At 71.5% G+C, this 23,929-nt stretch carries 24 protein-coding genes; 6 read left to right on the top strand and 18 right to left on the bottom strand.

Annotated elements, in window-relative coordinates; translation table 11 throughout:
- Positions 1 to 78: 78 nt before the first annotated feature.
- From HNQ09_RS02330 to HNQ09_RS02320, 3 genes are all read right to left on the bottom strand, one after another.
- Positions 79 to 1,536 (bottom strand): alpha-amylase family glycosyl hydrolase, encoded by a 1,458-nt coding sequence (locus HNQ09_RS02330; protein WP_184024861.1) that lies wholly within the window; start codon positions 1,534 to 1,536, stop codon positions 79 to 81.
- Positions 1,537 to 1,910: 374 nt separating this feature from the next.
- Positions 1,911 to 4,478: a phosphoenolpyruvate carboxylase gene (locus HNQ09_RS02325; RefSeq protein ID WP_184024859.1), complete on the bottom strand. Its 2,568-nt coding sequence runs from the start codon at positions 4,476 to 4,478 to the stop codon at positions 1,911 to 1,913.
- A gap of 1 nt (position 4,479) precedes the next feature.
- Complete coding sequence (locus tag HNQ09_RS02320; RefSeq protein WP_184024857.1) at positions 4,480 to 5,271, bottom strand: TIGR00282 family metallophosphoesterase; 792 nt, start codon at positions 5,269 to 5,271, stop codon at positions 4,480 to 4,482.
- A gap of 267 nt (positions 5,272 to 5,538) precedes the next feature.
- Here HNQ09_RS02320 and HNQ09_RS02315 point away from each other — a divergent pair, with 267 nt between their 5' ends.
- Complete coding sequence (locus tag HNQ09_RS02315; protein WP_246363059.1) at positions 5,539 to 6,306, top strand: HD-GYP domain-containing protein; 768 nt, start codon at positions 5,539 to 5,541, stop codon at positions 6,304 to 6,306.
- 54 nt (positions 6,307 to 6,360) lie between these two features.
- Here HNQ09_RS02315 and HNQ09_RS02310 read toward each other — a convergent pair whose 3' ends face one another.
- Positions 6,361 to 6,993, bottom strand: a complete 633-nt coding sequence (locus tag HNQ09_RS02310) for an LPS-assembly protein LptD (RefSeq protein ID WP_184024851.1) — start codon at positions 6,991 to 6,993, stop codon at positions 6,361 to 6,363.
- Positions 6,994 to 7,124: 131 nt separating this feature from the next.
- On the opposite strand from HNQ09_RS02310, the gene HNQ09_RS02305 reads away from it, so the two are divergent.
- The gene (locus HNQ09_RS02305; RefSeq protein ID WP_343057582.1) at positions 7,125 to 8,237 is read left to right on the top strand and encodes an N-acetylmuramoyl-L-alanine amidase family protein; all 1,113 of its coding nucleotides are present in this window, start codon (positions 7,125 to 7,127) and stop codon (positions 8,235 to 8,237) included.
- 63 nt (positions 8,238 to 8,300) lie between these two features.
- Here the strand turns inward: HNQ09_RS02305 and HNQ09_RS02300 are convergent, their stop codons facing one another.
- The 8 genes from HNQ09_RS02300 to HNQ09_RS02265 form a co-directional block, all read right to left on the bottom strand.
- Entirely contained in the window at positions 8,301 to 8,873 is a 573-nt protein-coding gene (locus tag HNQ09_RS02300) for a cob(I)yrinic acid a,c-diamide adenosyltransferase (RefSeq protein WP_184024849.1), read from the bottom strand.
- Positions 8,874 to 8,945: 72 nt separating this feature from the next.
- The gene (gene malQ, locus HNQ09_RS02295) at positions 8,946 to 10,454 is read right to left on the bottom strand and encodes a 4-alpha-glucanotransferase (RefSeq protein ID WP_184024847.1); all 1,509 of its coding nucleotides are present in this window, start codon (positions 10,452 to 10,454) and stop codon (positions 8,946 to 8,948) included.
- Positions 10,455 to 10,818: 364 nt separating this feature from the next.
- Positions 10,819 to 11,289 (bottom strand): transcription elongation factor GreA, encoded by a 471-nt coding sequence (locus tag HNQ09_RS02290; protein ID WP_184024845.1) that lies wholly within the window; start codon positions 11,287 to 11,289, stop codon positions 10,819 to 10,821.
- Between the two features lie 65 nt (positions 11,290 to 11,354).
- The gene (locus HNQ09_RS02285; protein WP_184025192.1) at positions 11,355 to 12,431 is read right to left on the bottom strand and encodes a PilT/PilU family type 4a pilus ATPase; all 1,077 of its coding nucleotides are present in this window, start codon (positions 12,429 to 12,431) and stop codon (positions 11,355 to 11,357) included.
- Positions 12,428 to 13,306: a pantoate--beta-alanine ligase gene (panC, locus tag HNQ09_RS02280; protein ID WP_184024843.1), complete on the bottom strand. Its 879-nt coding sequence runs from the start codon at positions 13,304 to 13,306 to the stop codon at positions 12,428 to 12,430. Before panC ends, HNQ09_RS02285 begins: the two co-directional genes overlap by 4 nt.
- Positions 13,303 to 13,671: a phage holin family protein gene (locus HNQ09_RS02275; protein WP_184024841.1), complete on the bottom strand. Its 369-nt coding sequence runs from the start codon at positions 13,669 to 13,671 to the stop codon at positions 13,303 to 13,305. The genes panC and HNQ09_RS02275 overlap by 4 nt, the downstream gene beginning before the upstream one ends.
- Positions 13,672 to 13,709: 38 nt before the next feature.
- Entirely contained in the window at positions 13,710 to 15,311 is a 1,602-nt protein-coding gene (locus HNQ09_RS02270; RefSeq protein ID WP_184024839.1) for an alpha-amylase family glycosyl hydrolase, read from the bottom strand.
- Positions 15,312 to 15,380: 69 nt separating this feature from the next.
- Positions 15,381 to 15,986: a septum site-determining protein MinC gene (locus tag HNQ09_RS02265; protein ID WP_184024836.1), complete on the bottom strand. Its 606-nt coding sequence runs from the start codon at positions 15,984 to 15,986 to the stop codon at positions 15,381 to 15,383.
- A gap of 103 nt (positions 15,987 to 16,089) precedes the next feature.
- On the opposite strand from HNQ09_RS02265, the gene HNQ09_RS02260 reads away from it, so the two are divergent.
- From HNQ09_RS02260 to HNQ09_RS02250, 3 genes are all read left to right on the top strand, one after another.
- The gene (locus HNQ09_RS02260; protein WP_034360172.1) at positions 16,090 to 16,476 is read left to right on the top strand and encodes a S1 RNA-binding domain-containing protein; all 387 of its coding nucleotides are present in this window, start codon (positions 16,090 to 16,092) and stop codon (positions 16,474 to 16,476) included.
- A 95-nt stretch (positions 16,477 to 16,571) separates the two neighbouring features.
- The gene (locus HNQ09_RS02255) at positions 16,572 to 18,230 is read left to right on the top strand and encodes an FAD-binding dehydrogenase (protein WP_184024833.1); all 1,659 of its coding nucleotides are present in this window, start codon (positions 16,572 to 16,574) and stop codon (positions 18,228 to 18,230) included.
- An 85-nt stretch (positions 18,231 to 18,315) separates the two neighbouring features.
- The gene (locus tag HNQ09_RS02250) at positions 18,316 to 19,554 is read left to right on the top strand and encodes a S1C family serine protease (RefSeq protein WP_184024830.1); all 1,239 of its coding nucleotides are present in this window, start codon (positions 18,316 to 18,318) and stop codon (positions 19,552 to 19,554) included.
- Between the two features lie 78 nt (positions 19,555 to 19,632).
- Here HNQ09_RS02250 and HNQ09_RS02245 read toward each other — a convergent pair whose 3' ends face one another.
- The 5 genes from HNQ09_RS02245 to HNQ09_RS02225 all read right to left on the bottom strand — a co-directional run bounded on the left by HNQ09_RS02245 (position 19,633) and on the right by HNQ09_RS02225 (position 22,132).
- The gene (locus HNQ09_RS02245) at positions 19,633 to 19,911 is read right to left on the bottom strand and encodes a hypothetical protein (protein WP_184024827.1); all 279 of its coding nucleotides are present in this window, start codon (positions 19,909 to 19,911) and stop codon (positions 19,633 to 19,635) included.
- 73 nt (positions 19,912 to 19,984) lie between these two features.
- Positions 19,985 to 20,788, bottom strand: coding sequence for a [LysW]-aminoadipate kinase (locus tag HNQ09_RS02240; RefSeq protein ID WP_184024824.1), 804 nt, complete (start codon positions 20,786 to 20,788; stop codon positions 19,985 to 19,987).
- Positions 20,789 to 20,850: 62 nt separating this feature from the next.
- On the bottom strand, positions 20,851 to 21,162 hold the full coding sequence (locus HNQ09_RS02235) for a GNAT family N-acetyltransferase (protein ID WP_184024821.1): 312 nt from the start codon (positions 21,160 to 21,162) through the stop codon (positions 20,851 to 20,853).
- Positions 21,159 to 21,725: an inosine/xanthosine triphosphatase gene (gene yjjX / locus HNQ09_RS02230; RefSeq protein WP_343057581.1), complete on the bottom strand. Its 567-nt coding sequence runs from the start codon at positions 21,723 to 21,725 to the stop codon at positions 21,159 to 21,161. Before yjjX ends, HNQ09_RS02235 begins: the two co-directional genes overlap by 4 nt.
- A complete protein-coding gene (locus tag HNQ09_RS02225) occupies positions 21,722 to 22,132 on the bottom strand; it encodes a DinB family protein (RefSeq protein WP_184024818.1) in 411 nt (136 codons plus the stop codon). Before HNQ09_RS02225 ends, yjjX begins: the two co-directional genes overlap by 4 nt.
- Before the next feature lie 253 nt (positions 22,133 to 22,385).
- Here HNQ09_RS02225 and HNQ09_RS02220 point away from each other — a divergent pair, with 253 nt between their 5' ends.
- The gene (locus HNQ09_RS02220) at positions 22,386 to 22,850 is read left to right on the top strand and encodes a response regulator (RefSeq protein ID WP_184024815.1); all 465 of its coding nucleotides are present in this window, start codon (positions 22,386 to 22,388) and stop codon (positions 22,848 to 22,850) included.
- 14 nt (positions 22,851 to 22,864) lie between these two features.
- Here HNQ09_RS02220 and argC read toward each other — a convergent pair whose 3' ends face one another.
- Positions 22,865 to 23,914: an N-acetyl-gamma-glutamyl-phosphate reductase gene (gene argC, locus HNQ09_RS02215; protein ID WP_184024812.1), complete on the bottom strand. Its 1,050-nt coding sequence runs from the start codon at positions 23,912 to 23,914 to the stop codon at positions 22,865 to 22,867.
- Between the last annotated feature and the right edge of the window lie 15 nt (positions 23,915 to 23,929).

Genomic DNA, 23,929 nt, shown 5'->3' with positions numbered 1-23,929 from the left:
GCTGACCGCCGCCGTCGGCCCGGCGAGCGGCCCAGAGATCGGCGGGGCCTGAGGGCCGGTCCGCCGGGAGCCGCCCGCCTACTTCAGCGTGAAGGCCGCCGCGTCCTTGCCCGGCAGGCTCAGGTGCAGCCAGCCCCCGCTCACGCTGAGTTTGGCGTCCTGCCCGGCATACAGGCTGGGCGTGACGGTCTGGGCACCCGCACTTAGCCCCAGCGCGCTGAGGCGGAGGCTGTAGGTCCTGCGCGCCTTGCCCCCGTGCCACGCGGCCAGCACGCGCTCACCGCCTTCCTCGCGGGTGAAGAGCAGCAGGTCGTCTTCCAAGCGGGCGGGCGTGGGCAGCAGCGTCTGGGCGCCCACACTCAGCGCCCGGCTGGCCTTGCGGGCGGCGATGGCGCCCTGGGCGGCCTCGAAGACGCCACGCTCGGCGGGAGTCCACTGGTCCTCGAAGCGCATGTCGCGGCGGTTGTCAGGGTCGGGGCCGCCGCGCAGGGCGATCTCGGTGCCCTGCCAGACGACCGGCACGCCCCGGAGGGTCATCAGCGCGCGCAGGCCGTAGCGGGTGCGGGCCTGGCCCTCGTCCTCGAACAACGACCCCTGGGCAAAGCGCGGCACGTCGTGGTTGTCTAGAAAGAGGGCGACCTCGCCGGGCCGGGGCAGTTCCCCCTGCCGCGAGAGCACCGCCGCCACGCCGCCCAGGCCGCCGCCGCCCATCACGCTCTGCTTGACCGCCGCCTGGAGGCTGAACAGAAAGAGGCTGTCGAAGCCCGCCCGTTGCCACTCGGCCACCGCCCCGGTGTCCGCGTCGTACCACTCGCCCAGCGTCCAGGTTCCGGCGGCGCGGTCGCGGGCCAGCAGCTCCTGCAAAAAGGGCCGCTCGACGTGCTTGATCGCGTCGTACCGGAAGGCGTTCACGCCCTGCCCGCGCCAGAAGTCGGCGTTCTCCAGCAGGAACCGGCGCACCTCGGGGTTGGACTGGTTGAGGTCGGGCAGGCCGGACAGCGGGCAGTCCACGTCGCGGTTCGCGGCCGAGGCGCACTCGGCGGGGCCGTTGAACCAGCCGGGCCGCTCCTTGACCGCCGCCGCCTCGTAGCCGTAGTGGTTGACGACCTGATCCATCACCACGCGCAGTCCGGCGGTGCGCGCCGCCCCCGCGAACGTCCCGAAGTCCGCCAGCGTCCCGAAATGCGGGTCCACGTCCCGGAAGTCGGCGGGCCAGTAGCCGTGGTAGGCCGCCGTGCCGAAGGAGTTCGCCGTCTGCTGGCGGTAGATCGGGGTCATCCAGACCGCCGTGGCGCCCAGTTTGGCGATATAGGGCAACTTCTGCGTCAGGCCCGCGAGGTCGCCGCCGTGCCAGGCGCGCGGGTCGCTGCGGTCCACGCCCGCGTTGTTCGTCTGGTCGCCGTCGAAGAAGCGGTCGGGCATCACCTGGTAGATGATCTGGCCCTCGAAGGAGGGGAGGGTGGCGGGCTGGGGGCTGGAGGGTTGGGCGCTGGTGGCGGAGGCCAGGAGCAGGGTGAGGAGGGGCAGGGGGCGCATGGGCACATGCTAAGGGGCCGGAGTTGTCTTTGGCAGGGTGACTTGACTCGACGTTTCCCCACCCCCCAGCCCCCTCCCCAGGGGGTAGGGGGAGCGAAGCGCTGCGCTCGGCAAGGGCAGACGGGCGGCGCTAGGCGGGCGTCGTCCTCGGCGGCAACGTTTGATCTTGGTGCATTCTCGTCACTGCCACCGTCTCGCTGCGCGATTGAGGCGTGGTGGAGGCGGTGCGGACTCTATCTGCCTCTACCTATGCGGCGTCCGCTGTGCCCGTTTTTGGGGAGGCTGAAGCTTTTGCGCTGTTACATCCTCCCTCTTGAGGGGGGAGGTTGGGAGGACGGCGAGGTTGCGGTGGTGCCCCTAACGTTCCCGCTTCCTCACCCCGTGTTCCGCACCCCCGCCGCGATGCCCTGGAGGCTCAGCAGCAGGGGCCGCCCCGTCTCGTCGGCCTGTTCCTCCCCCCCGGCGGCGCGGGCGCGGCGCAGCAGCTCGACCTGCACGCGGTGGATGGGGTCGATGTAGGGGTTGCGCAGGCGGATGCTCTCACGCAATCTAGGTTCGCTCGCCAGCAGCTCGGCGCCGACCGCCTCCTCGACCAGCCTCACCGTCTCGGCGTAGGCGGCGCGCAGCCTCGCGGCCAGCTCGCTGCCCCCGGCGCCCTGCTCCCCGGCCAGGCGCAGGTATTCCTCGAAGATCAGCAGGTCGGTCTTGGCGAGGCTCATCTGGGCGTTGTCGAGCATGGAGCGGAAAAAAGGCCAGGACGCGTACAGCTCGCGCGCCATGGGGCCGATCTCGCGCAAGCCTTCCGCGAGGCCGTACCAGCCGGGGAGATTGGCGCGGTTTTGCGTCCAGCTCATCACCCAGGGAATCGCGCGCAGGTTCGAAAGGCTCGGCGCGCCGGGCCGCCGCACCGGGCGCGAGGCGATGTTCAGGCGGGCGATCTCGTGGATGGGCGTGACCGCCTCGAAAAAGGGCAGGAAGGCCGGGTCGTCCACCAGCGCGCGGTAGGCGGCGGCCGAGGCGCGGGCGGCGCGGTCCAGGGCGTCTGTCCAGGCGGCGGGCAGCTCCCCGGCGGGGCGGGCGGCGGCCAGCAGCAGGCCGTAGAGCGCCTGTTCGAGGTTGCGGTGGGCCAGGACCGGGTGGCTGTACTTGTCGGCCAGCGCTTCCCCCTGCTCGGTGATGCGGACGCCCGCGTCGATGGTCCCGGCAGGCTGACCCAGGATCGCCCGCGCCGCCGGGCCGCCCCCCCGCCCGATGGAGGTGCCGCGCCCGTGGAAAAATCGCCAGGGCACCCCCGCCCGGCGGCAGACCTCGCTGACCTGCCGCTGGGCCTCGTGCAGCGCCCAGTTCGCGGCCAGGAATCCGGCGTCCTTGTTGGAGTCCGAGTACCCCAGCATGATCTCCTGCACGCCGCTTCCCAGCACCGCGCGGTACTCGAGCACGCTCAGCAGCTCCCACACGACCTGCGGCGCCCGCGTGAGGTCGGCCAGCGTCTCGAAGAGGGGCACCGGCAGCACCCGCGCACCGACCTCGCGCGCCAGCAGCAGCGGTTCGAGCACGTCGCTGACGCTCTCGGCCATGCTGATCACGTAGCGGCCAAAGGCGCGCGGTCCCGAGACGCGGGCGGCGGCCTGCACCTCGCGGATGGGGCCGATGGCGGCTTCCAGCTCGGGCGTCAGCGCCTCTCCTGCGGGCCACAGCGGGCGGCGCGAGCGCAGTTCGCGGGTCAGGACCTCCTGCTTGGCGTGTTCGGAGAGCGCCAGGTAGTCCGCCTCCACCCCGGCCGCCGCCAGCAGCCGCGCCACCGCCGCGCCCGTCTGCGCGCTGTGCTCGCGCACGTCCAGGCTGACCAGATGCTGCCCGAACACCCGCGCCAGCGTCAGCAGCGGCGTGAGCAGCAGCTCGGCGCTGCGGCGCTGCCCGCCTCCGCACAGCCGGGCGTGCAGGGCTTCGAGGCGGGGCAGCAGCTCCAGCGGCTCATTCGCCGCGACCGCGTCGTGAATCGCCCGCAACTCCGAGCGGTAGGGTTCGGGCGCCTCCTGGCCGTCCTGGCTGAGGTCCGAGTAGGCCCGGCGCACCGCCGCGAGCAGCAGCTCACGCGCCCGCTCGCGGTGCAGCGCCAGCGTCTGGCGGGTCGCCTCCGGGGTCACGAAGGGGTTGCCGTCGCGGTCGCCGCCCATCCACGAGGAGAACGACAGCGGAAGCTGCGCCGCCGTCTCCCGCCCGTACACCCGCGCAAAGGCCCGCGTGAGGTCGCGTTGCAGCCCCGGCAGCGCCTGCGCGATGGAGGTGATGTAGGTCAGCCCGCCCTTGACCTCGTCCTGCACGGTCGGCCCCAGGCGGCGCAGCTCGGGGGTGCCCCACAGCGCCTCCACGTGGGCGGCGACCCGTTCCAGCGCGGCGTCGTCGAGCCGGGGCAACTCGCGGGCGATCTGCACCAGGTGGTGGCGGACCGTCCGGCGGCGCATCTCGGTGGGGTGGGCCGTGAAGGTCAGGCCCAGGTCCAGCCGGGCGAGCAGCGCCTCGGCCTCGTCGGCGCTCAGGCCCTGGGCCTTCAGTTCGGTCAGCGCCTGCTCGAGGCTCTGGGGCCGCACCCCCTGCCCCGCCGAGAGCACCCGCACCCGCTCGTGCTCCTCGGCCAGGTTGACCAGCTGGAAGTACCAGGAAAAAGCCCGCGTCAGGTTTCCGGCGGTGCGGGCGTCCAGCCCCGCCAGCAGGGCGCGCAGCCCAGCGTCGCTGCCTCCGGCGCGCACCTCCCGCACCTCGGCGCGCACCCGCTCGACGAGGTCGAAAAACGCCTCGCCCTCCTGCTCGCGCAGCACCTGCCCCAGCGTGCGGCCCAGCCGGTTCACGTCGCTGCGGAGGTCCTGTTGTCTGGGATCCTGCTGTCTGAGGTCCTGGTGCTGGGGGTCCTGGTGCGTGGAGTCCTGGTGCTGGGGGTCCATATCAGTCTCCTTCGAGGTAGCGGTAGCGCTCTACGGCCAGCGCGCGGTTGTCTTCCAGCCTCAGGGCCACGGCGTTCAGCTCGGCCGGGCCAGCGGCCACCGAGAACCGGTGCGGGCGCTCGGTGAGAAACTTCTGCACCGGGGCTTCCGGGTCGGCGCCGATCACGCTCCGCGCGGGGCCGGTAAAGCCCGCGTCGGTCTGAAAGGCGGTGCCGCCCGGCAGGATGCGGGTGTCGGCGGTCGGGACGTGGGTGTGGGTGCCGATCACGGCGGCGACCCGGCCGTCGAGGTGCCAGGCCAGCGCCGCTTTCTCGCTGGTGGCCTCGGCGTGGATGTCCACGAACACGCTGCCCAGATCGCCGCGTTCCAGCAGGTCGTCCAGCGCCCGAAAAGGGTTGGCGACCGCCTCCATGAAGACCCGCCCCAGCACGTTCACGACCGTCAGGCGTTCGCTCTCGCCCGCCGCGTTTTTCACGTCGAAAGAGCGCCAGCCCACCCCGGGCGTGCCGGGGTCCGTATAGTTCAGCGGGCGCACGATGGGATACTTTGCCTCGTCGAGCATCAGCGCGAAGACGTCTTTGTGGTGCCAGGCGTGGTTGCCCAGCGTGATGCAGCCGGCTCCGGCCTTCAGCACCGCGTCGGCGGCCTCGCGGTGCAGGCCGAAGCCCCCGGCGGCGTTCTCGGCGTTCACGATCACGAAGTCGAAGCCGGAACGGAGGGTCGGGAGATGCTGGGCCAGCACCCGGCGGCCGGGTTGCCCATACACGTCTCCCACGAACAGCACGCGCAGCATGGCCCTACCTTAGAGCACCCCCCCGGCGCGGCGCCGCCAGCCGACCTAGAGCATTGGATGAAAAAGGCCCCCCCTTTTCTGAGGGGTGCGGGGTTCCATTTTCACCAAACTACGTGCTTTTTCAGACGCGTTGTGGCAGCTGGAGGTTCCTCTCCGCTATCACGCCCCCCTCACACCTCTTCTTTTAGCCTGCCCCCATGCTTGCCGGACCCAGCCCCGTCCTCTGTCCTGTCCGGCCCCCCTGCCGGAGAGAGGGGGTCTGAACTCTTGCGGGTCCTGCTCCCGGAACAGCCGGGCGAGCGTGGCGCCGCGTCCGGCGAGGAGCTGCTGGCCGAGCTAACCCGTGTGCCGGGGCCGCGCGCCGGACGGCCGGGTCTGGCCTTCCCGCCGATCTGCTGCCCGTGCGGCCTGCGCCGGGGCGCCGGAGCGCCAGACGCCGCGAACGGGGTGGACGCGGCCGTGCAACTGCTGGGCGCCTTTCCGGAGGGCAGCGGCCCGGAAGGCTGGCAGGGGGGACACCTGCGCCGGATCGTGGCCTGGGCCGAGGCGCTGACGGTCGTGGCGGGGCTGGCGCCCGACGAGGTCCAGGCGGTGCGCTGGGGCGCGGCGCTGCACGATATCGGCAAGGCGCGGGTGCCCCGGGCGATTCTCCAGAAGCCCGGTCCCCTGGATGCCCACGAGTTCGCGGTGATCCTGCGTCACCCCGAATGGGGGGTGGAGCTGCTCGGCCGCCTGCCGTCGTTGCCGGCGCAGACCCTGGACGCCGTCCGGCACCACCACGAGCGCTGGGACGGCGGGGGCTACCCGGCAGGGCTGCGGCGGTGCCGCATTCCCCTGAGCGCCCGGATCGTGGCGCTGGCCGACGTGTACGACGCCCTCACCAGCGAGCGCCCCTACAAGGCCGCCTGGAGCGAGGCCGACGCCGCCCGCTACCTGCTGCGCGAGGCGGGGCGGCAGTTCGACCCCCACCTCGCCCCGCTGTTCGTCCGCGAGGTCCTGGGGTTCCGCGACCTGCTGGCCTCCGGCCCCTGCTGACAACCCCCCCCGGGGGAAGCGGGGACGCCCGGCCCCGCCGCCCCAGGTCAGGAGCTACTTCAGGTAAGGCGCGAAGCGGCCCAGGGTCGCCGCGTCGGTGCGGCTGGCGGCGCGCAGCAGACGGTTGGCGCTGAAGGTGAGCAGCAGGTGGCCCCCCTGGTCCGCCTCCAGCGTCCGGGTGCCCTGGCTGAGCCGGGCGGGACCAGCCAGGACCGTCTGGGCGGTGCGCGGATCAAAGGCCAGGGCCGCCGCGTTCAGGGCCGGGGTGCCCGCCCGGACGCCGCCGTGCGCGCTGACAAACCCGGTCTTGACGTGCAGCACCATCCGCCCCGCCGTGAGGTTCTTCAGCCGGGCGTCGGTGTAGGTCACGTCACCGGTCGCGGTCACGGTGCCCTGGGCGAGGTCGTAGACCACGTTGGCAGCGCGCAGGGTACCGCCCTGGCGGGTGGTCAGGGTCGCCCCCTGGGCGCTGAGGCGCTGCCCGGGCTGAAGCTGAAGCTGCCCGGCCTGAAGGCGCAGGCCGCTGCGGCCGTCGGTCACGGTGCCGCCCTGAGGAAAGTCGGTCGCGCCGGTTTCCAGATTGAGGTTCTGCGGGCCGCGTGGGGTGACGTTCAGGCCCCCGAAGGTGACGGCGCCCGCCGTCCCCAGGGTCAGGGCCGCCAGCAAGGAGGGCAGGAGACGGTTCATGGGGCCTACCCTAGCGGCCCGGCGCTGAGGGGGGTGAGCATCCCGGTCAGCTGGGGTTCAGCCTGGGCAGGCCAGCGCCTCTCACGCTTCAGGGTTTCTTCACCCGGCGGCGAACGTTACACTTGCGGGCAGTGAAGCGCTTTCTTCCCGCCCTGCTGCTCGCGGCCGTCAGCACCGCGCTGGCGGCGCCCCGCGTGGGCACCCACGACGGCTACACCCGGCTGGTGTTCGACCTGCCGCGCCCCACCACCGCCAGCGCGAAGGTGACGGGCCAGAGCGTGGCTGTGAAGCTCGGCCTGAGCCTGCCTGCGGCCCAGGGACCGCTGAGCGCCCCCGGCGTCACGGCCTATGCGGTCGCGGGGAGCAGCGTGACCGTCAGCCTCGCGCGGGGCCACGCCAGCGCCCGCGTCGAGGTGCTGCCCGCCCGCCCGGGGCAGGTGGCCCGGCTGGTGATCGACGTGCCGACCGGGGCCCCCACCGCGCAGCGGCCTGCCGCCCCCCCGGCGGGGGCCGCGAAGCCCGCCGCCGTGACCCGCACCACGGGCACCGCCAAGGCCGCGCGGCCCCGCGTGGTCCTTGACGCCGGGCACGGCGGCAACGACCCCGGCATGCAGAGCCGCTGGGTGCAGGAGGAGGCCGTCACGCTCGACGTGGCGCTGCGGGTGCGCGCCGAACTCCAGAAGCACGGGGTGGACGTGGTCATGACCCGCGACAGCGACCGCCACCTCAGCGCGGACAAGGCCACCGACCTCGACCAGCGCTCCAAACTCGCCACCAACAAGGACACCAGCGCTTACGTCAGCATCCACGTCAACGCCTCGACCAACCCGGCGGCGCACGGCATCGAGACCTACTATTTCGGGCAACCGCTGGGCGGCATGAGCCGCAGCGTCGCGGTCACGGAAAACGGCGGCGGCAGCATCGGCCAGGAACTCACCCGCCGCGCGGCGAACAGCGCCCAGAGCCTGCTGGGCGACCTGCTGGCCCAGGCCAAGATCGCCTTCTCGCGCCAGCTCGCCCAGAAGGTGCAGTCGCAGCTGATCCAGGCCACCGGCGCCCTGAACCGCGGCGTCCTCACCGACGCTTTTTACGTGATTCGCAATCCCACCACGCCCGCCATCCTGATCGAGATCGGCTTCGGCTCCAACCCGGCCGAGGGCGCGCGCCTGGCCCAGGCCGCCTACCGCGACCGGGTGGCCGGGGCGATCGCGCGGGCGATTCTGGACTTCCTGAACACGAAGTAGCCCGTGGCCTGGAGAGAAAAGGGCAGGTCTTCTCTCACAAGCCACGGGCCACCTGCTACAGGCTTACCGCCTCTTTTTCACCGTCCAGGCCTGCTCGCTGAGGCCCGCCGACTGGTTGGCGGCCCGGCTCATCACGAACAGCAGGTCCGAGACCCGGTTGAGGTACACCTGCACGTGGGGGTTGATTTCCTCCTCGTGGGCGAGGCGGATCACCTCGCGTTCGGCGCGGCGGGCCACCGTGCGCGCGACGTGCAGCGAGGCGGCGGTCGGCGTGCCCCCCGGATGCACGAAGCCGGTAAAGGGCGGCGCCCCTTCCTGGTAACGGTCGATCATCCTTTCCAGAAAGGCCGTGTCCTCGGCGTCGATGCGGCTGAGGTTCTTCGCGTAGGGACTCTCCTGCCGGGTGGCAAGGTCGGCGCCGAGGTCAAAGAGCGCGTTCTGGAGGTATTCGAGGTCGCTGTCGAGGGCCGCGTCGGGCGCGTGGCTGCGGGCGTTGTGCGCGCGGGCCAGTCCCACCACGCTGTTCAGCTCGTCCACCGTGCCGTAGGCCTCGACCCGCACGTGCGCCTTGCTGACCCGGTCCGCGCCGTACAGCCCGGTCGAGCCGTTGTCCCCTGTCCTGGTGTAGAGCTTCATGGGGGACAGGGTAGTGGGTTGTGGGACGTCGGGTGTGGGCGGATGCCCCACAATCCACCTCCCACAGCGTGCCTACGCCAGCCTTCCCGTCTCCGCCGTCAGCGCCCGCAGCCGCTCCGCCAGCTCGGGGGTCAGGTCGCCTTCCTGGTAGCGCCAGGTCCAGTTGTGGGGGCCGGTGGTGCCGGGAAGGTTCATGCGCGACCCGGTGCCCAGGTTGAGCAGGTCCTGGAGGGGCACGACCGCCAGCCGGGCGCGGGTGCGGAAGGCCATCTCGGTGAGCTGCCACGCGAACGTCTCCTCGCTGGGGTCGGAGTGGGTGTAGGTGCGGAAATTGTGCCGCTCCTGCTCGCTGGCGGCGTTCCACCACCCGCGCGAGGTGTCGTTGTCGTGGGTGCCGGTGTACACGACCTGGTTCTCGCGCAGGTTGTGCGGCAGGAAGTCGTTCACGCTGAAGTCGCCGCCGCCGAAGGCAAATTGCAGCACCGCCATGCCCGGCAGCGCGAAATCGTCACGCAGCGCTTCGACGTCCGGGGTGATCACTCCCAGGTCCTCGGCGATGATCGGCACGCTGCCCAGCGCCCGCTGCACCGCTTCCAGCATCGCGTGGCCGGGCGCGGGCACCCACTCGCCGCGAATGGCCGTCTCGGCGGGAAAGGGAATCTCCCAGGAGGCCGCCAGACCCCGGAAGTGGTCGAGGCGAATCAGGTCGTAGAGCTTCAGGCTGCCGCGAAAGCGCTCGACCCACCACGCGAAGCCGTCTTGCGCCATCACGTCCCAGCGGTAGAGCGGATTGCCCCACAGCTGCCCGGTCTCGCTGAAGTAGTCCGGCGGCACACCCGCGACGACCGTGGGCTGGCCTTGGTCATCGAACAGGAACTGCTCGCGGTTGGCCCAGGCGTCGCTGGAGTCGAGCGCCACGAAAATCGGGATGTCCCCGATGACCTGCACGCCGCGCGCCCGGGCGTACTCGCGCAGCGCCGTCCACTGGCGGAAAAACAGGAACTGGATGAAGCGCACGCGCTCGGTCTCGCTCGCCAGCCGCTCCCGCGCCGCCGCCAGCGCCCCGGCCTCGCGGTCCCGCAGCTCGGGCGCCCAGGCGTTCCAGGGCAGGCCCCCGTGCTCGTCCTTGAGGGCCATGAACAGCGCGTAGTCGTCCAGCCAGTCGGCTTCGGCGGCCTCAAAGGCCCCGAACCCGGCCCGCAGGTGCGCCCCCTGTCCGGCAGCGAAGTGCGCGTGGGCGCGGCCGAGCATCTGGGTGCGCCACACGTACTGCACCCCGAAATCCACCCGCTCGGCGCCGAACGCCGGCAGGTCGGCAAAGTCGGCCCCGGTCAGCAGGCCTTCGCCGCGCAGCGCGCCCAGGTCGATCAGGTAGGGATTGCCCGCAAAGGCGCTGAAGGCCTGGTAGGGGCTGTCACCGTAGCCGGTCGGCCCCAGCGGCATCACCTGCCAGTAGGTCTGCCCCGCCTGCGCGAGCCAGTCCACAAAGGCGCGCGCGTGGGCGCCGAGTTCGCCGATGCCGTGGGAGCCGGGCAGGCTGGTGGGGTGCAGCAGCACGCCGCTGGAACGCTGGATGGTCATGGGGGGGGTCCTCCGGGGAGAGTCTGGGCCGAGGGGGTCTGGGCCGATCTAGTCGGGGCCGATCTGGTCTGGGCCGGTCCTGGTCTGGGGCGTCTGGGCGGAACTGTCTGGAAGTGATTCCAGAAAAACGCAGGCATTCTACCCATTCCCGGCCCAGCCGGCGGGTCCGGCTTCAGCGGAGCATCCGGCACCCTGGCCGCGAGAACCGGGCGCCGGGAGTCTCCCGGGGGGCAGGCAACCCGCCACCGGGCTTTGGCGACGCCGTCCCGCAACGGGTAGAAGGACAATGGGCAAAAAGAGAGGACAGGCTGCGGGCAGGCGCCTGTCCTCCTGGGCTGGGGGGGGTGGGAGCCGTCCCCCGGCCTTAGCGGTAGCTGACTTCCAGCACCTCGAACTGCGCCGTGCCCTTGGGCAGCGGCACCGTGACTTTCTGGCCCGCCTTCTTGCCGCTGAGGGCCTGGCCGATGGGGCTGGCGTCGCTGATCTTGCCCTTCAAGACGTCCACCTCGTAGGTGCCGACCAGTTCGAACTGCCGCTCGTTGCCGCGGTCGTCGCGCACCCGGACGGTGGCGCCCAGACCGATGCCGCCGGAAGCGTCTTCCTCGACGATCAGGGCGCGTTCAAGCTGCTGCTCGAGTTCGATGATGCGGGCCTCGTTCTCGCTCTGCTGCATCCGGGCCTCGTCGTAGGCGGCGCTTTCGCGCAGGTCACCGTCCGCGATGGCCGATCCCATGTACTCGCTGATCTGCTCCCGGCGTTCGGTCTTGAGGTATCCCAGCGTCTCGACCAGTTTGTCGTACCCGCGCTGGGTCATGGAGATGCGTTCCTTGGTCATAACGTCCCAGTATAGGGCAGGGGGCAGGAGGGGCGCGGGCCGCAGCGTCCCTGGGCTGGCCCGGGTCAGAAGGCGTGGCCGGCGCGCGTCACCATCAGCCGGACCTCGTGCGGACTCGTCGCGGCGCTCAGGGCCTCGTCCAGCGTGATCAGGCTGTGCTGGTAAAGCTGCACCAGATGCTGGTCGAAGGTCCGCATGCCCCGGATGTTGTCCTCGATCAGGGCGTCTTTGATCAGGGAGGTCTTGTCCTCGTTCTTGAGGTAGTCCTGCACCAGCGGCGTGTTCAGCAGCACCTCGCTGCCCAGCACCCGGCCCTCGCCGTCGGCGCGGCGCAGCAGGCGCTGGCTGACGATGCCGACCAGCGACTCGGCCAGCTGCATGCGGACCTGCCCGCGCTCGTGCGGGGCGAAAAAGTCGATCAGGCGGTTGACGCTGCGCACGGCGTCCTGGGTGTGCAGCGTACTGAGCACCAGATGCCCGGTCTGCGCGGCGCTCAGGGCGGCCTCGACCGTCTCCTTGTCGCGCATCTCGCCGATCATGATCACGTCGGGGTCCTGCCGCAGGGCGTATTTCAGGGCGGTGCGAAAGTCGCGGGTGTCGGCGCCCACCTCGCGCTGCACGACCAGGCTGCGCAGGTTGCGGTGCAAGAACTCGATGGGATCTTCGATGGTGATGATGTTGTAGGCGTAGCTGCGGTTGATGTGGTCGACCAGGGCGGCCAGCGTGGTGCTCTTGCCGCTGCCGGTCGGGCCGGTGACCAGCACCAGACCGCGCGGGGCCGCCGCGAAGCCCCGCATCACCTCGGCGGGCAGCCCCAGCGCGTCGAAACTGGGCACGCCGTCGGTCACCGTCCGCATCACGATGCCGACCGCGCCGCGCTGGCGAAACACGTTGCAGCGGAAGCGGCCCAGGCCCGGCACGCTGTAGGCCAGGTCCAGTTCCTGCGCGTCCTCGAAATCCTCCCACTGCTCGGGGGTCAGAATCTCGCGGGCCAGCGCCACGGTGTCGGCCGGCAGCAGCCCCACGTCCCCGAACGGCAGCAGCCCGCCGTCAATGCGGCCCATGGGCGGACTGCCCACCTGAAGGTGCACGTCGGACGCCCGGCGGGCCACCATCTCGCGCAGCAGCTCGTCAAAGGTCACGGGGTCACGTCCCACAGGGGCAGGTTGTCGATCAGCCTCACGCCGTACATCCGGGCGGCCACCAGCACGCGGGTCATGGGACCATCATCCACATGCGCTCTTTCGCGCATGTCACCGTCCACGACCACGAGGTAGTCCACGCTGACCTCGGGGTCGGCCGCCAGCACGTCCAGCCCGGCCTGGCGCAGGCGGGCGGTGTTGCGCTCGCCTGCGGCGGCCCTGGCCTGCACGGCCCGCAGGGCGCGGGACAGCACCGCCGCCCGCCCGCGCTGCTCGGGCGTGAGGTAACTGTTGCGGCTGCTCAGCGCCAGGCCCGAGGCCTCCCGCAGGGTGGGCACGCCCACGATAAGCGTCGGCACGTCGAGGTCGCGCACCATCCGCCGCACGACCGCGAGCTGCTGCCAGTCCTTTTCCCCGAAATAGGCCCGCTGAGGCCGCACGATGTTCAGCAGCTTGAGCACCACCGTCGCCACCCCGTCGAAGTGCCCGGGGCGCGACGCTCCCTCGGGCGGTCCCGAGACGCCCGCCACGGTGACGGTCGTCGCGTGGCCGTCCGGGTACATCTCGGCGGCGTCGGGGTGAAACAGCAGGTCGGCCCCCGCCTCCCCGGCCACCCCCAGGTCGCGCGCCAGGTCGCGCGGGTAGCGGGCGAGGTCCTCTCCGGGGCCGAACTGCTTCGGATTCACGAAGACGCTGACCACGACGAGGTCGCACTCGGCCTGGGCCTGCCGGATCAGCGCGGCGTGGCCCTCGTGCAGGTAGCCCATGGTGGGCACCAGGCCCACCCGGCCCGCGCCCGCGAGCGCCGCGCGCAGCTCCGCGACGGTACTCAGCACGCGCGGCCCGGTCTGCGCAGGCGTCTGCGGCGGGGTCAACCGCGCCCCCCGTCCAGTCCCAGCGCGTTTACGGCGGCGTCCAGCACCCAGGAGACCACCGTGAGAATCAGCGCCCCGACGATGGCCGCCCCGAAGCCCGCCACGTTCAGCGCAGTCACGCTGGCGACCAGCCACAGCACCACCCCGTTGACGACCAGCGTGAACAGGCCCAGCGTGAGCAGGTTGACCGGCAGGCTCAGCAGCAGCAGCACCGGGCGGATCAGCGCGTTCACGATGCCCAGCACCAGCGCGGCGAGCAGGATGCCCAGCAGGTCCGCGCCCGGCGCGAAGCTGACGCCCGCATACACCCGCGTCACGAGGTACAGCGCCAGCGCGTTGACCAGCAGCCGAATCAAGAAGCCCATGCCGGAAGCATAAAGCTCCGGCGGCCCGGGGCAACAACTTAGCGGCGCACTACCCGCGCCTCGTGGGGGCGCAGCGGCGCGTCGGCGGCGGGCCGGTCACCCAGGCTGCTCAGCAGCGTCTCGCCGCCCGCCGTTTCCCCCAGCTCGCGCGTCTCGGCGCCGAAATTCAGCAGCACCGTTACCTGCTCCTCGCCCTGCGTGCGCCCGAAGGCGAACACGTTCGGGTGCCCGCTCTCGTGCGGGCGGTAGTCGCCGCCCACCAGCGCCGGATGCTCGCGCCGCAGCCGGGTCAGCGCCCGGAAGTAGTGCAGGTCGCTGTCGGGGTCGGCCTCCTGCGCCTGCACGTTGACCCGCGCGAAATCCTGGGCCAGTGGCAGCCAGGGGGTCGCGTCCGCCGGAGCGAAGCCCGCGTTCGGGGAGGCGTCCCACTGCATCGGCGTGCGCTCGGGGTCGCGGCTGGCGCTGGGCACGTCGGGCTGTTGAAGGCCCGCCGGGTCCACCATCTGGTCGAAGGGAACAGGCACGTTCTCCATCCCGATCTCGTCGCCGTAGTAGACGGTGGGCGTGCCGCGCAGGGTGAGCAGCAGCGTCTGGGCCACCCGGTACTGCGGCGCGCCCACCCGCGTCTTGAAGCGGTGCTGGTCGTGGTTGCCCAGCACCCAGTTGGGCCAGGAGTGCGCCTCCCGGCAGGCGGCGTCGTACTCGTCCACGAACGCGCGCACCTGCCCGGCGTCCCAGGGCAGCAAGATCAGGTGGAAGTTGAAGGGCAGGTGCGCCAGCGGCTGCTGAGGCGTGCCGCTGTAGCGCAGCAGCCGCTCGACGGGCAGGTAGATCTCGCCGACCATCATGCGGTCGCCAAACTCGTCCAGCACGCCGCGCATCATCCGCACGTAGTCCAGGGTCGCGGGCTGGTCGTTGGTGTAGACGTGCAGCGTCTGGTTGTACTCGATCATGCCGGGCCGCCACTCGGGGTTGAGCGGTTCGTCCAGAAAGCGCTCGTCCTCGGCCAGCAGGTTGAGCACGTCCACCCGGAAGCCGTCCACCCCCCGCCTCATCCAGAAGCGCAGCACGTCCAGCAGGGCCGTCTGCACCTCGGGATTCGCCCAGTTCAGGTCGGGCTGCGACGGCAAAAACTGGTGCAGGTAGTACTGCCCGCTGGCCTCGTCGAGCGTCCACGCCGGGCCGCCGAAGTGCGACTTCCAGTTGTTGGGCAGCCCGCCGCCGGGCGCGGGATCGCGCCAGACGTACCAGTCACGTTTCGCGCTCCCGCGCCCGGTCAGCGCGTCCCGGAACCACGCATGGTCCGAGGATGTGTGGTTGGGCACGTAGTCCAGCATGACCTTCAGGCCCAGGCGGCGCGCCTCCGAGACGAGCGCGTCAAAGTCCTCCAGCGTGCCGAACAGCGGGTCGATGTCCACGTAGTCGGCCACGTCGTAGCCGAAATCGCGCATCGGACTGGTGAAGATGGGGGAGAGCCACACCGCCTCCACCCCCAGCGAGGCGACGTAGGGCAGCCGCCGGGTGATCCCGCGCAGGTCGCCCACGCCGTCGCCGCTGGCGTCCTGAAAGGAGCGCGGATAGATCTGGTAGATGATGCCGCGCTGCCACCACTTCAGCTCGCCGCTCGGAGGCTGGGTCATGGCCCAGAGCGTAGCAGGAAAGGGCCGGGAACTGAATCGATTCAGAGGCGGGCGCCGGGCCTCCCCCCGCTAGCGGTGCCCCTCGATCACGATCACCCCGTCTTGCAGGCGGGCGAGTTCGGCACCCTCGTTGCCCTCCAAACGCTTCATGTTGCCCAGGCCGCTTCCCTCGGGCGCGCGGGCGACGGCGTCCCCGATGCGGATCTGGGCGCTGGCGATGGGCCGCGCCCAGACGATGGCCTCGGCGTGGCCGCCGTACCCCGCGTGGACCACGCCGCGCAGCGCGCCCATCACGATCACGTCGCCTCCGGCCACGATCTCGGCGCCCGGGTTCACGTCCCCCAGGATGACCACGCTGCCGCGGTACTCGCCCCGGAAGCCCGCGCGGACGCCGTGGGGCAGGATCACGGTGCGGGCGCTGCCCTCCTCGGGGTCCGGCGCCGGCCCGGTCACGGTCACGCGCGGCGCCCGCACGCGGCCCGGCGTGCCCCCGGCGGCGCGCACGGCGGCCAGCGCCGATTCCAGCGCGCCGGGATCGGTGTCGCCCTGCACCTCCAGCGTGACGTGGGCGCCCAGCAGTTCCGCGCGGGGAGCGAGCGCCTGCGAGACGCTTGCGGCGGTGTCGCCGGGTTCAAGAAGGAGGTTCATGCCGCCGAGCGTGCCGCGAAGCTTCATCGCCTTCCACTCTACCTTCACCGTTCTGCCGCGCCGCTTGTGAACACGCGCCCCCGCCGGGCATGGTATAGAATGTCACTTATGCAGATTCAGGAGGGCACCCTTGGTGCAGCTTGATCCCGGCGCGGTCGTAGAGGGCCGCGTCACGCGCGTGACCGATTTCGGCGCGTTTATCCAGTTCGAGAACGGCGAGACTGGTCTCGTCCACATCTCGCAGATCGCGCACTCCTTTGTGCGGAACATCCACGACCACGTCCGCGAAGGCGAGAACGTGGAGGTCAAGGTCCTGGGCCGCGACGAGCGGGGCCGCCTCGACCTCTCCATCAAGGAGCTGCTGGAGGAACCCGAGGAGGTGCCGCGCCCGCGCGCCATCGGCCGCCAGAGTCCGCAGTTCGAGGCCAAGCTGCGTTCTTTCATGCGCGACGCCAAGGAACGCACCTCGGGCGGCGGCGGCAAGAAAGGCCCCGCCCCGGCCAAGCGCAAGAAGTAAGTCAAGCCCTTTTTCTCTGGTCTCCCCGGACACCCTGCCTTCCCTGGTCGGGTGTCCTTTTTTTCGTTCAGGTAAGGACCAGGAGGTGTGATGTGGTGCAGACTCCCGATGCGGACGTGATCGTGGTGGGCGCCGGGCTGGCGGGGCTGGTGGCCGCCGCCGAGATCGCGGACGCCGGAAAGCGCGTGCTGCTGCTCGACCAGGAAGGCGAGCAGAATCTGGGCGGACAGGCCTACTGGTCGTTCGGCGGCCTCTTTCTGGTGGACTCGCCCGAGCAGCGCAGGCTGGGCATCCGCGACTCCTTTGAGCTGGCCTGGAGCGACTGGGACAGCACGGCGGGGTTCGACCGCCCCGAAGACCACTGGCCCCGGCGCTGGGCACGGGCCTACGTCGAGTTCGCGGCGGGCGAGAAGCGCGCCTGGTTGACCGGGCTGGGCCTGCGCTTCTTTCCCGCCGTGGGGTGGGCCGAGCGCGGCGGGCAGGGGGCGGGCGGGCCGGGCAACAGCGTGCCCCGGTTTCACATCACCTGGGGCACCGGGCCGGGGGTGCTCGAACCCTTTGCGCGGCGGGTCCGCGAGCACGCGGCGGCAGGGCGCCTCGCTTTGCGCTTTCGCCACCGCGTCCGGGGCCTGCACCTGAGGGGCGGCGTGGTTCACGGGGTGCACGGCGACGTGCTGGAAGCGTCGGACGTGGGGCGCGGCGAGGCGAGTTCGCGGGTGGTCATGGGCGACTTCAGCCTTCACGCGGGCGCGGTGGTCGTCACCTCGGGCGGGATCGGCGGCAACCTCGATCTGGTGCGGCAAAACTGGCCGACTGGGCGCCTGGGACCGCCGCCCGCCTTCATGGTCGCGGGGGTGCCGGGGCACGTGGACGGCGAGTTGCAGGGGCGGGTGCGGGATGCCGGGGCCAGCCTGATTCACCCCGACCGGATGTGGCACTACACCGAGGGGCTGCGCAACTGGAACCCGGTCTGGAAGGGCCACGGCATCCGGGTGCTGCCGGGGCCGAGCAGCCTGTGGCTGGACCCGGACGGGCGGCGGCTGCCGCATCCCCACTATCCGGGCTTCGACACCCTGGGCACCCTGACGCACATCACCCGGCAGGGCCATCCCTACACCTGGTTTTTGCTCAACCGCCAGATCATCAAAAAGGAATTCGCGCTCTCGGGCAGCGAGCAAAACCCCGACCTGACCGGGCGCGACCTGCGGCTCACCCTGCGCCGCGCGACGGGGAGGGTGCAGGCCCCAGTCCAGGCGTTCCTCGATCACGGGGAGGATTTCGTGGTGCGCCGGACCCTGCCCGAACTGGTGGCGGGCATGAACGCCCTGGTCGGGAACGGGCGCCTCGACCTCGCCACCGTCGAGCGCGAGGTGCGGCTGCGCGACGCCCAGACCGCCAACCGGGCCGGAAAGGACACCCAGCTCGCCCTGGTGCGCGGCGCCCGTGCCCTGCCCGGCGAGCGGCTGATCCGGGTGGCCCCGCCCGCGCCCCTCCTCGACCCGGCGCACGGCCCCCTGATCGCCGTCCGCATGAATGTCCTGACCCGCAAGACGCTGGGCGGGCTGGAAACCGACCTCCAGGGCCGGGTGCTGCGGCCGGGCGGCGAACCGATTCCCGGCCTGTACGCGGCGGGCGAGGTCGCGGGTTTCGGCGGCGGCGGCATGCACGGCTACCGCGCGCTGGAGGGCACCTTCCTGGGCGGCTGCCTCTTCAGCGGGCGGGTGGCGGGGCGGGCCAGCGCGGCGGCGCTGTAAGGGGTCGCGCTGTAAGAGAAGGGGTAGCGGGGGCCGCCTCCCCGGCTTTAACCCCCGCGTAACCGCCCCGTCCCAGACTGCGGCCATGAACAAGAATCTCTCCCTGCTGGCCCTGACCGGAACGCTCGCGCTCGGCGCTTTCGCAGGCTTTGAACTTTCCGAGCGGTCGAGCGCGCAGGTGGTTGGCTCGCCGTCCGCTGCTCAGATCACGGCGCCTGCGAGCAGTGTCAGCTCCAGCAACGCCAGCCGCGCCCGCACCGAATCCGAGGCGAACACCGTCCAGGTCGTCAAGGCGCGGCAGGACGGCCTGGTCTACATCAGCGTGACCGAGGGTGCCGGGGGCAGCCCCGAGGCGCAGTTGCGCCAGCGCCTTCAGGACCAGTTCGGCTTCGCGGTGCCGGAAGGCGGCGAGGGGGAGCAGGGCACCGGCAGCGGCTTTTTCGTGAATGCGCAGGGTGACATCCTGACCAACAACCACGTCGTGGAGGGCGCCAGCGAGATCACGGTCCGGTTGCACGGCAGTCCGCGCACCTACACGGCGAAGGTGGTGGGCCGCGCACCCGACTTCGACCTCGCGCTGCTGCGTGCCGAGGGGCTGCCCCGGGGAGCCGTCAAGCCGATCCCGCTGGGAGACGCTTCGAAGCTCGAGGTAGGCCTCAAGGCCATCGCGCTGGGCGCGCCCTTCGGCCTGGATTTCAGCGTCTCGGAGGGGATCATCTCCAGCCTGGAGCGCACCGTGCCCGTCGGGGCCAAGGGCGTCGAGCAGCGCGTGATCCAGACCGACGCGGCGATCAATCCCGGCAACTCGGGCGGCCCGCTGCTGGACAGCGCCGGGCAGGTCATCGGCGTCAACACCCAGATCCTGACCGGCGGCATCGGCCAGAGCGCGGGGGTCGGCTTCGCCATTCCGGTGAGCACCGTGCAGCGCCTGCTGCCCCAGTTGCAGCAGGGCGGCGAGGTCCGCACGCCTACCCTGGGCCTCCAGTTCACCGACCTGAGCCAGCTGCCCGCCGCCGAGCGCGAGCGGCTGAAGCTTCCGGCCAGCGGCGCCCTGATCCAGCAGGTCTACCCCGGCAGCCCCGCCGCGCAGGCCGGGCTGAGAGGAAGCGCGCAGACGCAGGGCGGTTCCCAGGAGACCAGCTCGGGCGGCGACATCATCACCGCCGTGGACGGGCAGCCGCTGGCCCAGGGCAGCGACCTGCCCCGCGCCGTGATCGGCAAGCGCATCGGCGACACCCTGCGCCTGACCGTGCAGCGGGACGGCCAGGCGCGCGAGGTGGCGGTGCAGCTCCGGGCCTTCAGCCTGCCGCAAGCACAGCAGTGACCCCAGCGGTCAGAGAGGAGCCGGGCGCAGATGCACGTGGCCCGGCTCCCCCTGCCTGCCTTCCGTTCGGCTGCCCGCTCAGCCGAAGAGCGGCCCGAGGTCGGTGAGCACCCCGGTCTCCTCGGCGCGCTGGAACTCGTAACCGCCGAAAACCTCCAGGAAGGTCGCGGGCGCGAGCTGCCGGGTCTGCCCGCTGGGGCCGCACGCCTGCACCACGTCCCCGCGCACCGTCAGGCGGTAGACGCCGACCTCGTGCAGCCGCCGCTGCTTGCCGCGCCCCTGGTGGGTGCAGGCGGTAGCCGCGAACTCGCGCCCGCCGCGTACGGCCAGAAAGGCGAGCAACTCGGCGGGCGTCATCGGGGAGGAAGATAGCGCAGGCGCGCCGCCTTCCGGCGGGGGGCGGGGCACAGGCGCCAGGAGCCTCGGGGCCTCAGCTCACCACCGTGCCCGCGCCCGCCAGCGCGGCGCTGACCGGCCTTTCCGCGCGGGCGTCCCCCAACACCACCCGCCCGACCCCGCCGCGCACCGCCTCGGCGGCGCCCAGCACCTTCTTTTTCATGCGGTCCTGGGCGAACTCCAGATAACCCTCCACGTCATCCGCCGGAATCTGGCGGATCAGGCTGGCCTCGTCGGGAAACGCACGCAGCAGGCCGGGCACGTTGGAAAGCAGCAGCAGCGCCTCGGCCCCCAGCGCGGCGGCCAGGGCGGCGGCGGCGCGGTCGCCGTCCACGTTGATCGCCACGCCCCCGTAGCTCACGGCGGGGGGATTCAGGACCGGGAGGTAGCCGGCGTCCAGCAGCAGCGTCACCAACCCCACGTTCACCCGCTCGACGGTGCCGGTGTGGTCGCCGCGCAGGACCTTGACCTTGCCGTTCTCGACCGCGCGCACGCTGTCCTTGTGGCGGCCCTCGAAGATCCGCCCGTCCAGCCCCGACAGCCCGACCGCGTTGACCCCCAGGCGCTGAAACCGCTCGACCAGCCCCTTGTTGACCTTGCCGCAGTACACCATCTCGAAGATTTCCAGCGTCTCGCGGTCGGTAAAGCGCGAGGTGTAGCCGCTGGGACTCGTCACGAACCGGGGCGGGTGCCCCAGCGCCTCGGCCACCCGGTTCGTCTCGCCGCTTCCGCCGTGGACCAGCACGAAACGTCGCCCCTCCTCCCACAGCGCGGCGAGGTCGGCGCACACAGCCCCGTAGTCGATCCCCGCACTGCCGCCCACCTTGACCACGATCATGCGGAAAAAGGTAGCACGTGAAAACTACCGCAATCTAAGACTTGCCGTTCGATAGGCAGACCTTATAGGCCGAACATGGCCCGCTGCCCGGGCTGCACCAGCTCGGCGTACTCGCGGTGCTCGCGCATGAAGGCGGCGACGAAGGGACACATGGGCACGACCGAGCGGCCCTGGGCGCGCACGTCGTCGAGGGCGCCCTGCACCAGCCGCGAGCCGAGGCCCTGGCCCTCGTGGCCCTCCTCGATCTCGGTGTGGCTGAACAGCAGGGCAGGCCCCGCCGGGCGGTACTCAGCAAAGCCCAGCACCTGCTCGCCCTGCCGGAGTTCGTAGCGCTGCTGCTCCGGGTTGTGGATCACCTGCGGGTCTGCGGTCATGGCTCAGAGTACAGGCTGGCCTCGCGCAGCGGCGTCATGGCCAGCACCACCGCCTGCCGCCAGACGTCGGCGCGGGTGAGCAGGCCCGCGGTCAGCACGCCGACGCTGCCCACGCCGCGCTTGATGTCACGCAGGCCCAGCCACTCGTCCATCACCGGGCCGAGTTCCTCGCCCTCCTGGACGCGCGCGGCGACCCGCGCGGGCAGCCGCAGGTCCGCCGTCCGCGAGACCTCGACCACGACCTGACCCGCCCGGGCGTGCGCGACCGCGACCACCCCGAACAGCCGCCCCTCTGTCCCCTCCAGCCGCACGCCGCCTTCCAGGCCCACGCCCCAGGCATCCGTCCCCGGGGCGTGGGCCAGCGCTCCCCGCGCCCGGTTCACCGCCCCCTCGCGCGTCTGCACTTCTCCGAGGGGCTGGTCGGGCACGCCGCTGGGCACCGCCACGCCCTCGACGGCCGTCTCCGGCCAGTAGGCGGCGAACACGTCGCGCACGGGCGTCACCTTGGCGGGGTTCAGGCTGCCGACCCGCACCAGGGGGCGGCCCGCCGGACCTGCACTCACGGCGACCTCCCCTCCAGCATCCGCCGCAGGAGGGCGACCTGGCCCCAGTGGTAGGCGCTGTGCGCCGCGAGGTCGGTGAGCACATCCCGCGCCCGCTCGGAGGGCCGCTCGGCCAGCGCGCGGGCCTCGGCCAGCCCCAGCCGCAGCTCGGTGAGGACCCGCCCGAAGTCGGCGGCGCCCGTCACCTCCGGCCACACGTTCAGGCCCCCAGGCCACGTCTCCGTCCGCCCCGAGGCGAGGTCGAGGCTGGCGCGCTGCGTCACCGCGACGTGGGCCAGCAGTTGCGCGAGCGTGTAGGGCACGCCCGGCACGGGCCGCGCCGCCGTCTCCAGCCCCAGCCCGTCCAGCAGGCCCTCCGGGGCCACGAAGGTCACGCCTCCGCCCAGCGCCGATTGCAGGATGTTCATGCCCGCCAGCCTAAAGCACGGGCCTAGCGCACGGACCTGAAGCGCTGGCCGCGCGCCAGCGGCGCCGGGAAGGCCGGGCCAGCCGCCTGGGGGGCGGAGCTATGGGCGCGCCCCGGCCTCCTGAGCGGCCGCAGGGCAGAGCACACGCGAGCGTCAAGGGTGCCTCAAGGGAGCGTTGCGGCGGCGTGAAGCGGGATCGTGGGTCCATGCTGCTGCGCTGTTCCACACTGGACCCAGTTGACAGGAGCCGTCCATGACCACCCCGCTTTCCCACTACCCGCCGGGCACCACCCCCATCGAGATTCTGCTGGTCGAGGACAGCGAGCCGGACGTGATCCTGACCCAGGAGGCGTTTGCGGCGGCGGGCGTCTTCAACCGGCTGCACGTCACCCGCGACGGGGTCGAGGCGCTGGCGTTCCTCCACCACGAGGACGGCTACGCGGACGTGCCCCGCCCCGACGTGATCCTGCTCGACATCAACATGCCCCGCAAGAACGGCCTGGAAGTCCTGGCCGAGATCAAGCGCGACCCCCTGCTGATGACGATTCCGGTCATCATCCTGACCACCAGCCAGGCCGACGAGGACATCCTGCGCTCGTATCAGGCCCACGCGGCGAGCTACGTGGTCAAGCCCATCGAATTCGGGCAGTTCTACCAGGTCATCCAGGCGCTGGGCCGCTACATGCTCAGCATCGTGCGGGTGCCGCCGCCCCACTAGCGGCTTGCCGCCGCTCAGGCCGGATGCAGCCCCGCGAACTCCAGCCCCGCCGTCTCCTCCCACCCGTGCGCGAGGTTGAGGCACTGGAGGGCGTGCCCCGCCGTCCCCTTTACCAGATTGTCCAGGGCGCTCATCAGCACGACCCGGCCCGAGTCCATATCCATCTCGAAGCCCAGGTCGCAGTAGTTGGTGCCGTCGAGCAGCATGGGGTCGGGGTAGCGGTGGACGCCCCGCGCGACCTTCACGATGCGGATGAAGGGTTCTGCCGCGTACACCTCGCGGTAGGCGCTCCACACGTCGCGGTCGCTGTAGCCGTCGGGAATCCAGGCCTGGAGGGTGGTCAGGATGCCCCGCACGCGCGGCGTGCTGATCGCGGTCAGGTGCAGCGGAAAGCGGCCCGGCAACTCCTGCTGCACCTCGGCGGTGTGGCGGTGCCCGACCGGCTTGTAGACGCGCAGGCTCCCCGCCCGCTCGGGGTGGTGGCTGGCCTCCGACGCGCTCGCTCCCGACGCGCTCGACCCGATCAGCCCGGTGGCGATGATGTCCCTGGGCAGCAGCACGCCCAGCTTGAGCAGCGGATACAGCGCCAGCGTGATGCTGGTGGCAAAGCAGCCCGCACAGGCGATCCGGGTGGCCGAGCGCAACTCGTCGCGGCGCAACTCGGGATTGCCGTAGACCCACTGGCCCAGCTCGGCGGGCGCCGGGTGCTCCTCGCCGTAGGTGGCCCGGTAGACCTCCGGGTCCCTCAACCGGAAGTCGGCCGACAGGTCTACGATCACCCGAGCCTTGCCCTCGAATTCGCCCAGCCGTTTGGCGGCGTTCCCATGCGGCAGCGCCAGCACCAGGATGTCGGCCTCCTCCAGCTCGGCGGCTTTCCGGAACTTGAGAGTCGTGCGCCCGCGCAGGTTGGGATGCACCAGCGACACCGGCTGCCCCGCGCTGCGCTCGCTCGTGACCTGCGTGACCTTGAGATGCGGGTGGCCCAGCGCCAGCCGCAGAAACTCGCCGCCCGCATACCCCGAGCCGCCCACGATCGCCACCGAAAGCCGTTCTTGACCAGTCATCGGGTTCAGTTCATC

Source organism: Deinococcus budaensis, assembly GCF_014201885.1.
Classification (GTDB): domain Bacteria; phylum Deinococcota; class Deinococci; order Deinococcales; family Deinococcaceae; genus Deinococcus; species Deinococcus budaensis.
This window is presented reverse-complemented; position numbering and strand designations above follow the sequence as displayed.

Bases quoted from the DNA above. Each gene is read 5' to 3' on its own strand.
- HNQ09_RS02220 (WP_184024815.1), top strand. From the start codon at position 22,386: ATGACCACCCCGCTTTCCCACTACCCGCCGGGCACCACCCCCATCGAG.
- HNQ09_RS02265 (WP_184024836.1), bottom strand. From the start codon at position 15,986: ATGAAGCTTCGCGGCACGCTCGGCGGCATGAACCTCCTTCTTGAACCC.
- HNQ09_RS02235 (WP_184024821.1), bottom strand. From the start codon at position 21,162: ATGACCGCAGACCCGCAGGTGATCCACAACCCGGAGCAGCAGCGCTAC.
- HNQ09_RS02275 (WP_184024841.1), bottom strand. From the start codon at position 13,671: ATGGGCTTCTTGATTCGGCTGCTGGTCAACGCGCTGGCGCTGTACCTC.
- malQ (WP_184024847.1), bottom strand. From the start codon at position 10,454: ATGACCATCCAGCGTTCCAGCGGCGTGCTGCTGCACCCCACCAGCCTG.
- HNQ09_RS02300 (WP_184024849.1), bottom strand. From the start codon at position 8,873: ATGAAGCTCTACACCAGGACAGGGGACAACGGCTCGACCGGGCTGTAC.
- HNQ09_RS02240 (WP_184024824.1), bottom strand. From the start codon at position 20,788: ATGATCGTGGTCAAGGTGGGCGGCAGTGCGGGGATCGACTACGGGGCT.
- HNQ09_RS02325 (WP_184024859.1), bottom strand. From the start codon at position 4,478: ATGGACCCCCAGCACCAGGACTCCACGCACCAGGACCCCCAGCACCAG.
- HNQ09_RS02310 (WP_184024851.1), bottom strand. From the start codon at position 6,993: ATGAACCGTCTCCTGCCCTCCTTGCTGGCGGCCCTGACCCTGGGGACG.
- HNQ09_RS02245 (WP_184024827.1), bottom strand. From the start codon at position 19,911: ATGACGCCCGCCGAGTTGCTCGCCTTTCTGGCCGTACGCGGCGGGCGC.
- HNQ09_RS02320 (WP_184024857.1), bottom strand. From the start codon at position 5,271: ATGCTGCGCGTGCTGTTCGTGGGAGACGTGTATGGGCAACCCGGCCGC.
- HNQ09_RS02250 (WP_184024830.1), top strand. From the start codon at position 18,316: ATGAACAAGAATCTCTCCCTGCTGGCCCTGACCGGAACGCTCGCGCTC.
- HNQ09_RS02270 (WP_184024839.1), bottom strand. From the start codon at position 15,311: ATGACCCAGCCTCCGAGCGGCGAGCTGAAGTGGTGGCAGCGCGGCATC.
- HNQ09_RS02290 (WP_184024845.1), bottom strand. From the start codon at position 11,289: ATGACCAAGGAACGCATCTCCATGACCCAGCGCGGGTACGACAAACTG.
- HNQ09_RS02225 (WP_184024818.1), bottom strand. From the start codon at position 22,132: ATGAACATCCTGCAATCGGCGCTGGGCGGAGGCGTGACCTTCGTGGCC.
- HNQ09_RS02330 (WP_184024861.1), bottom strand. From the start codon at position 1,536: ATGCGCCCCCTGCCCCTCCTCACCCTGCTCCTGGCCTCCGCCACCAGC.
- argC (WP_184024812.1), bottom strand. From the start codon at position 23,914: ATGACTGGTCAAGAACGGCTTTCGGTGGCGATCGTGGGCGGCTCGGGG.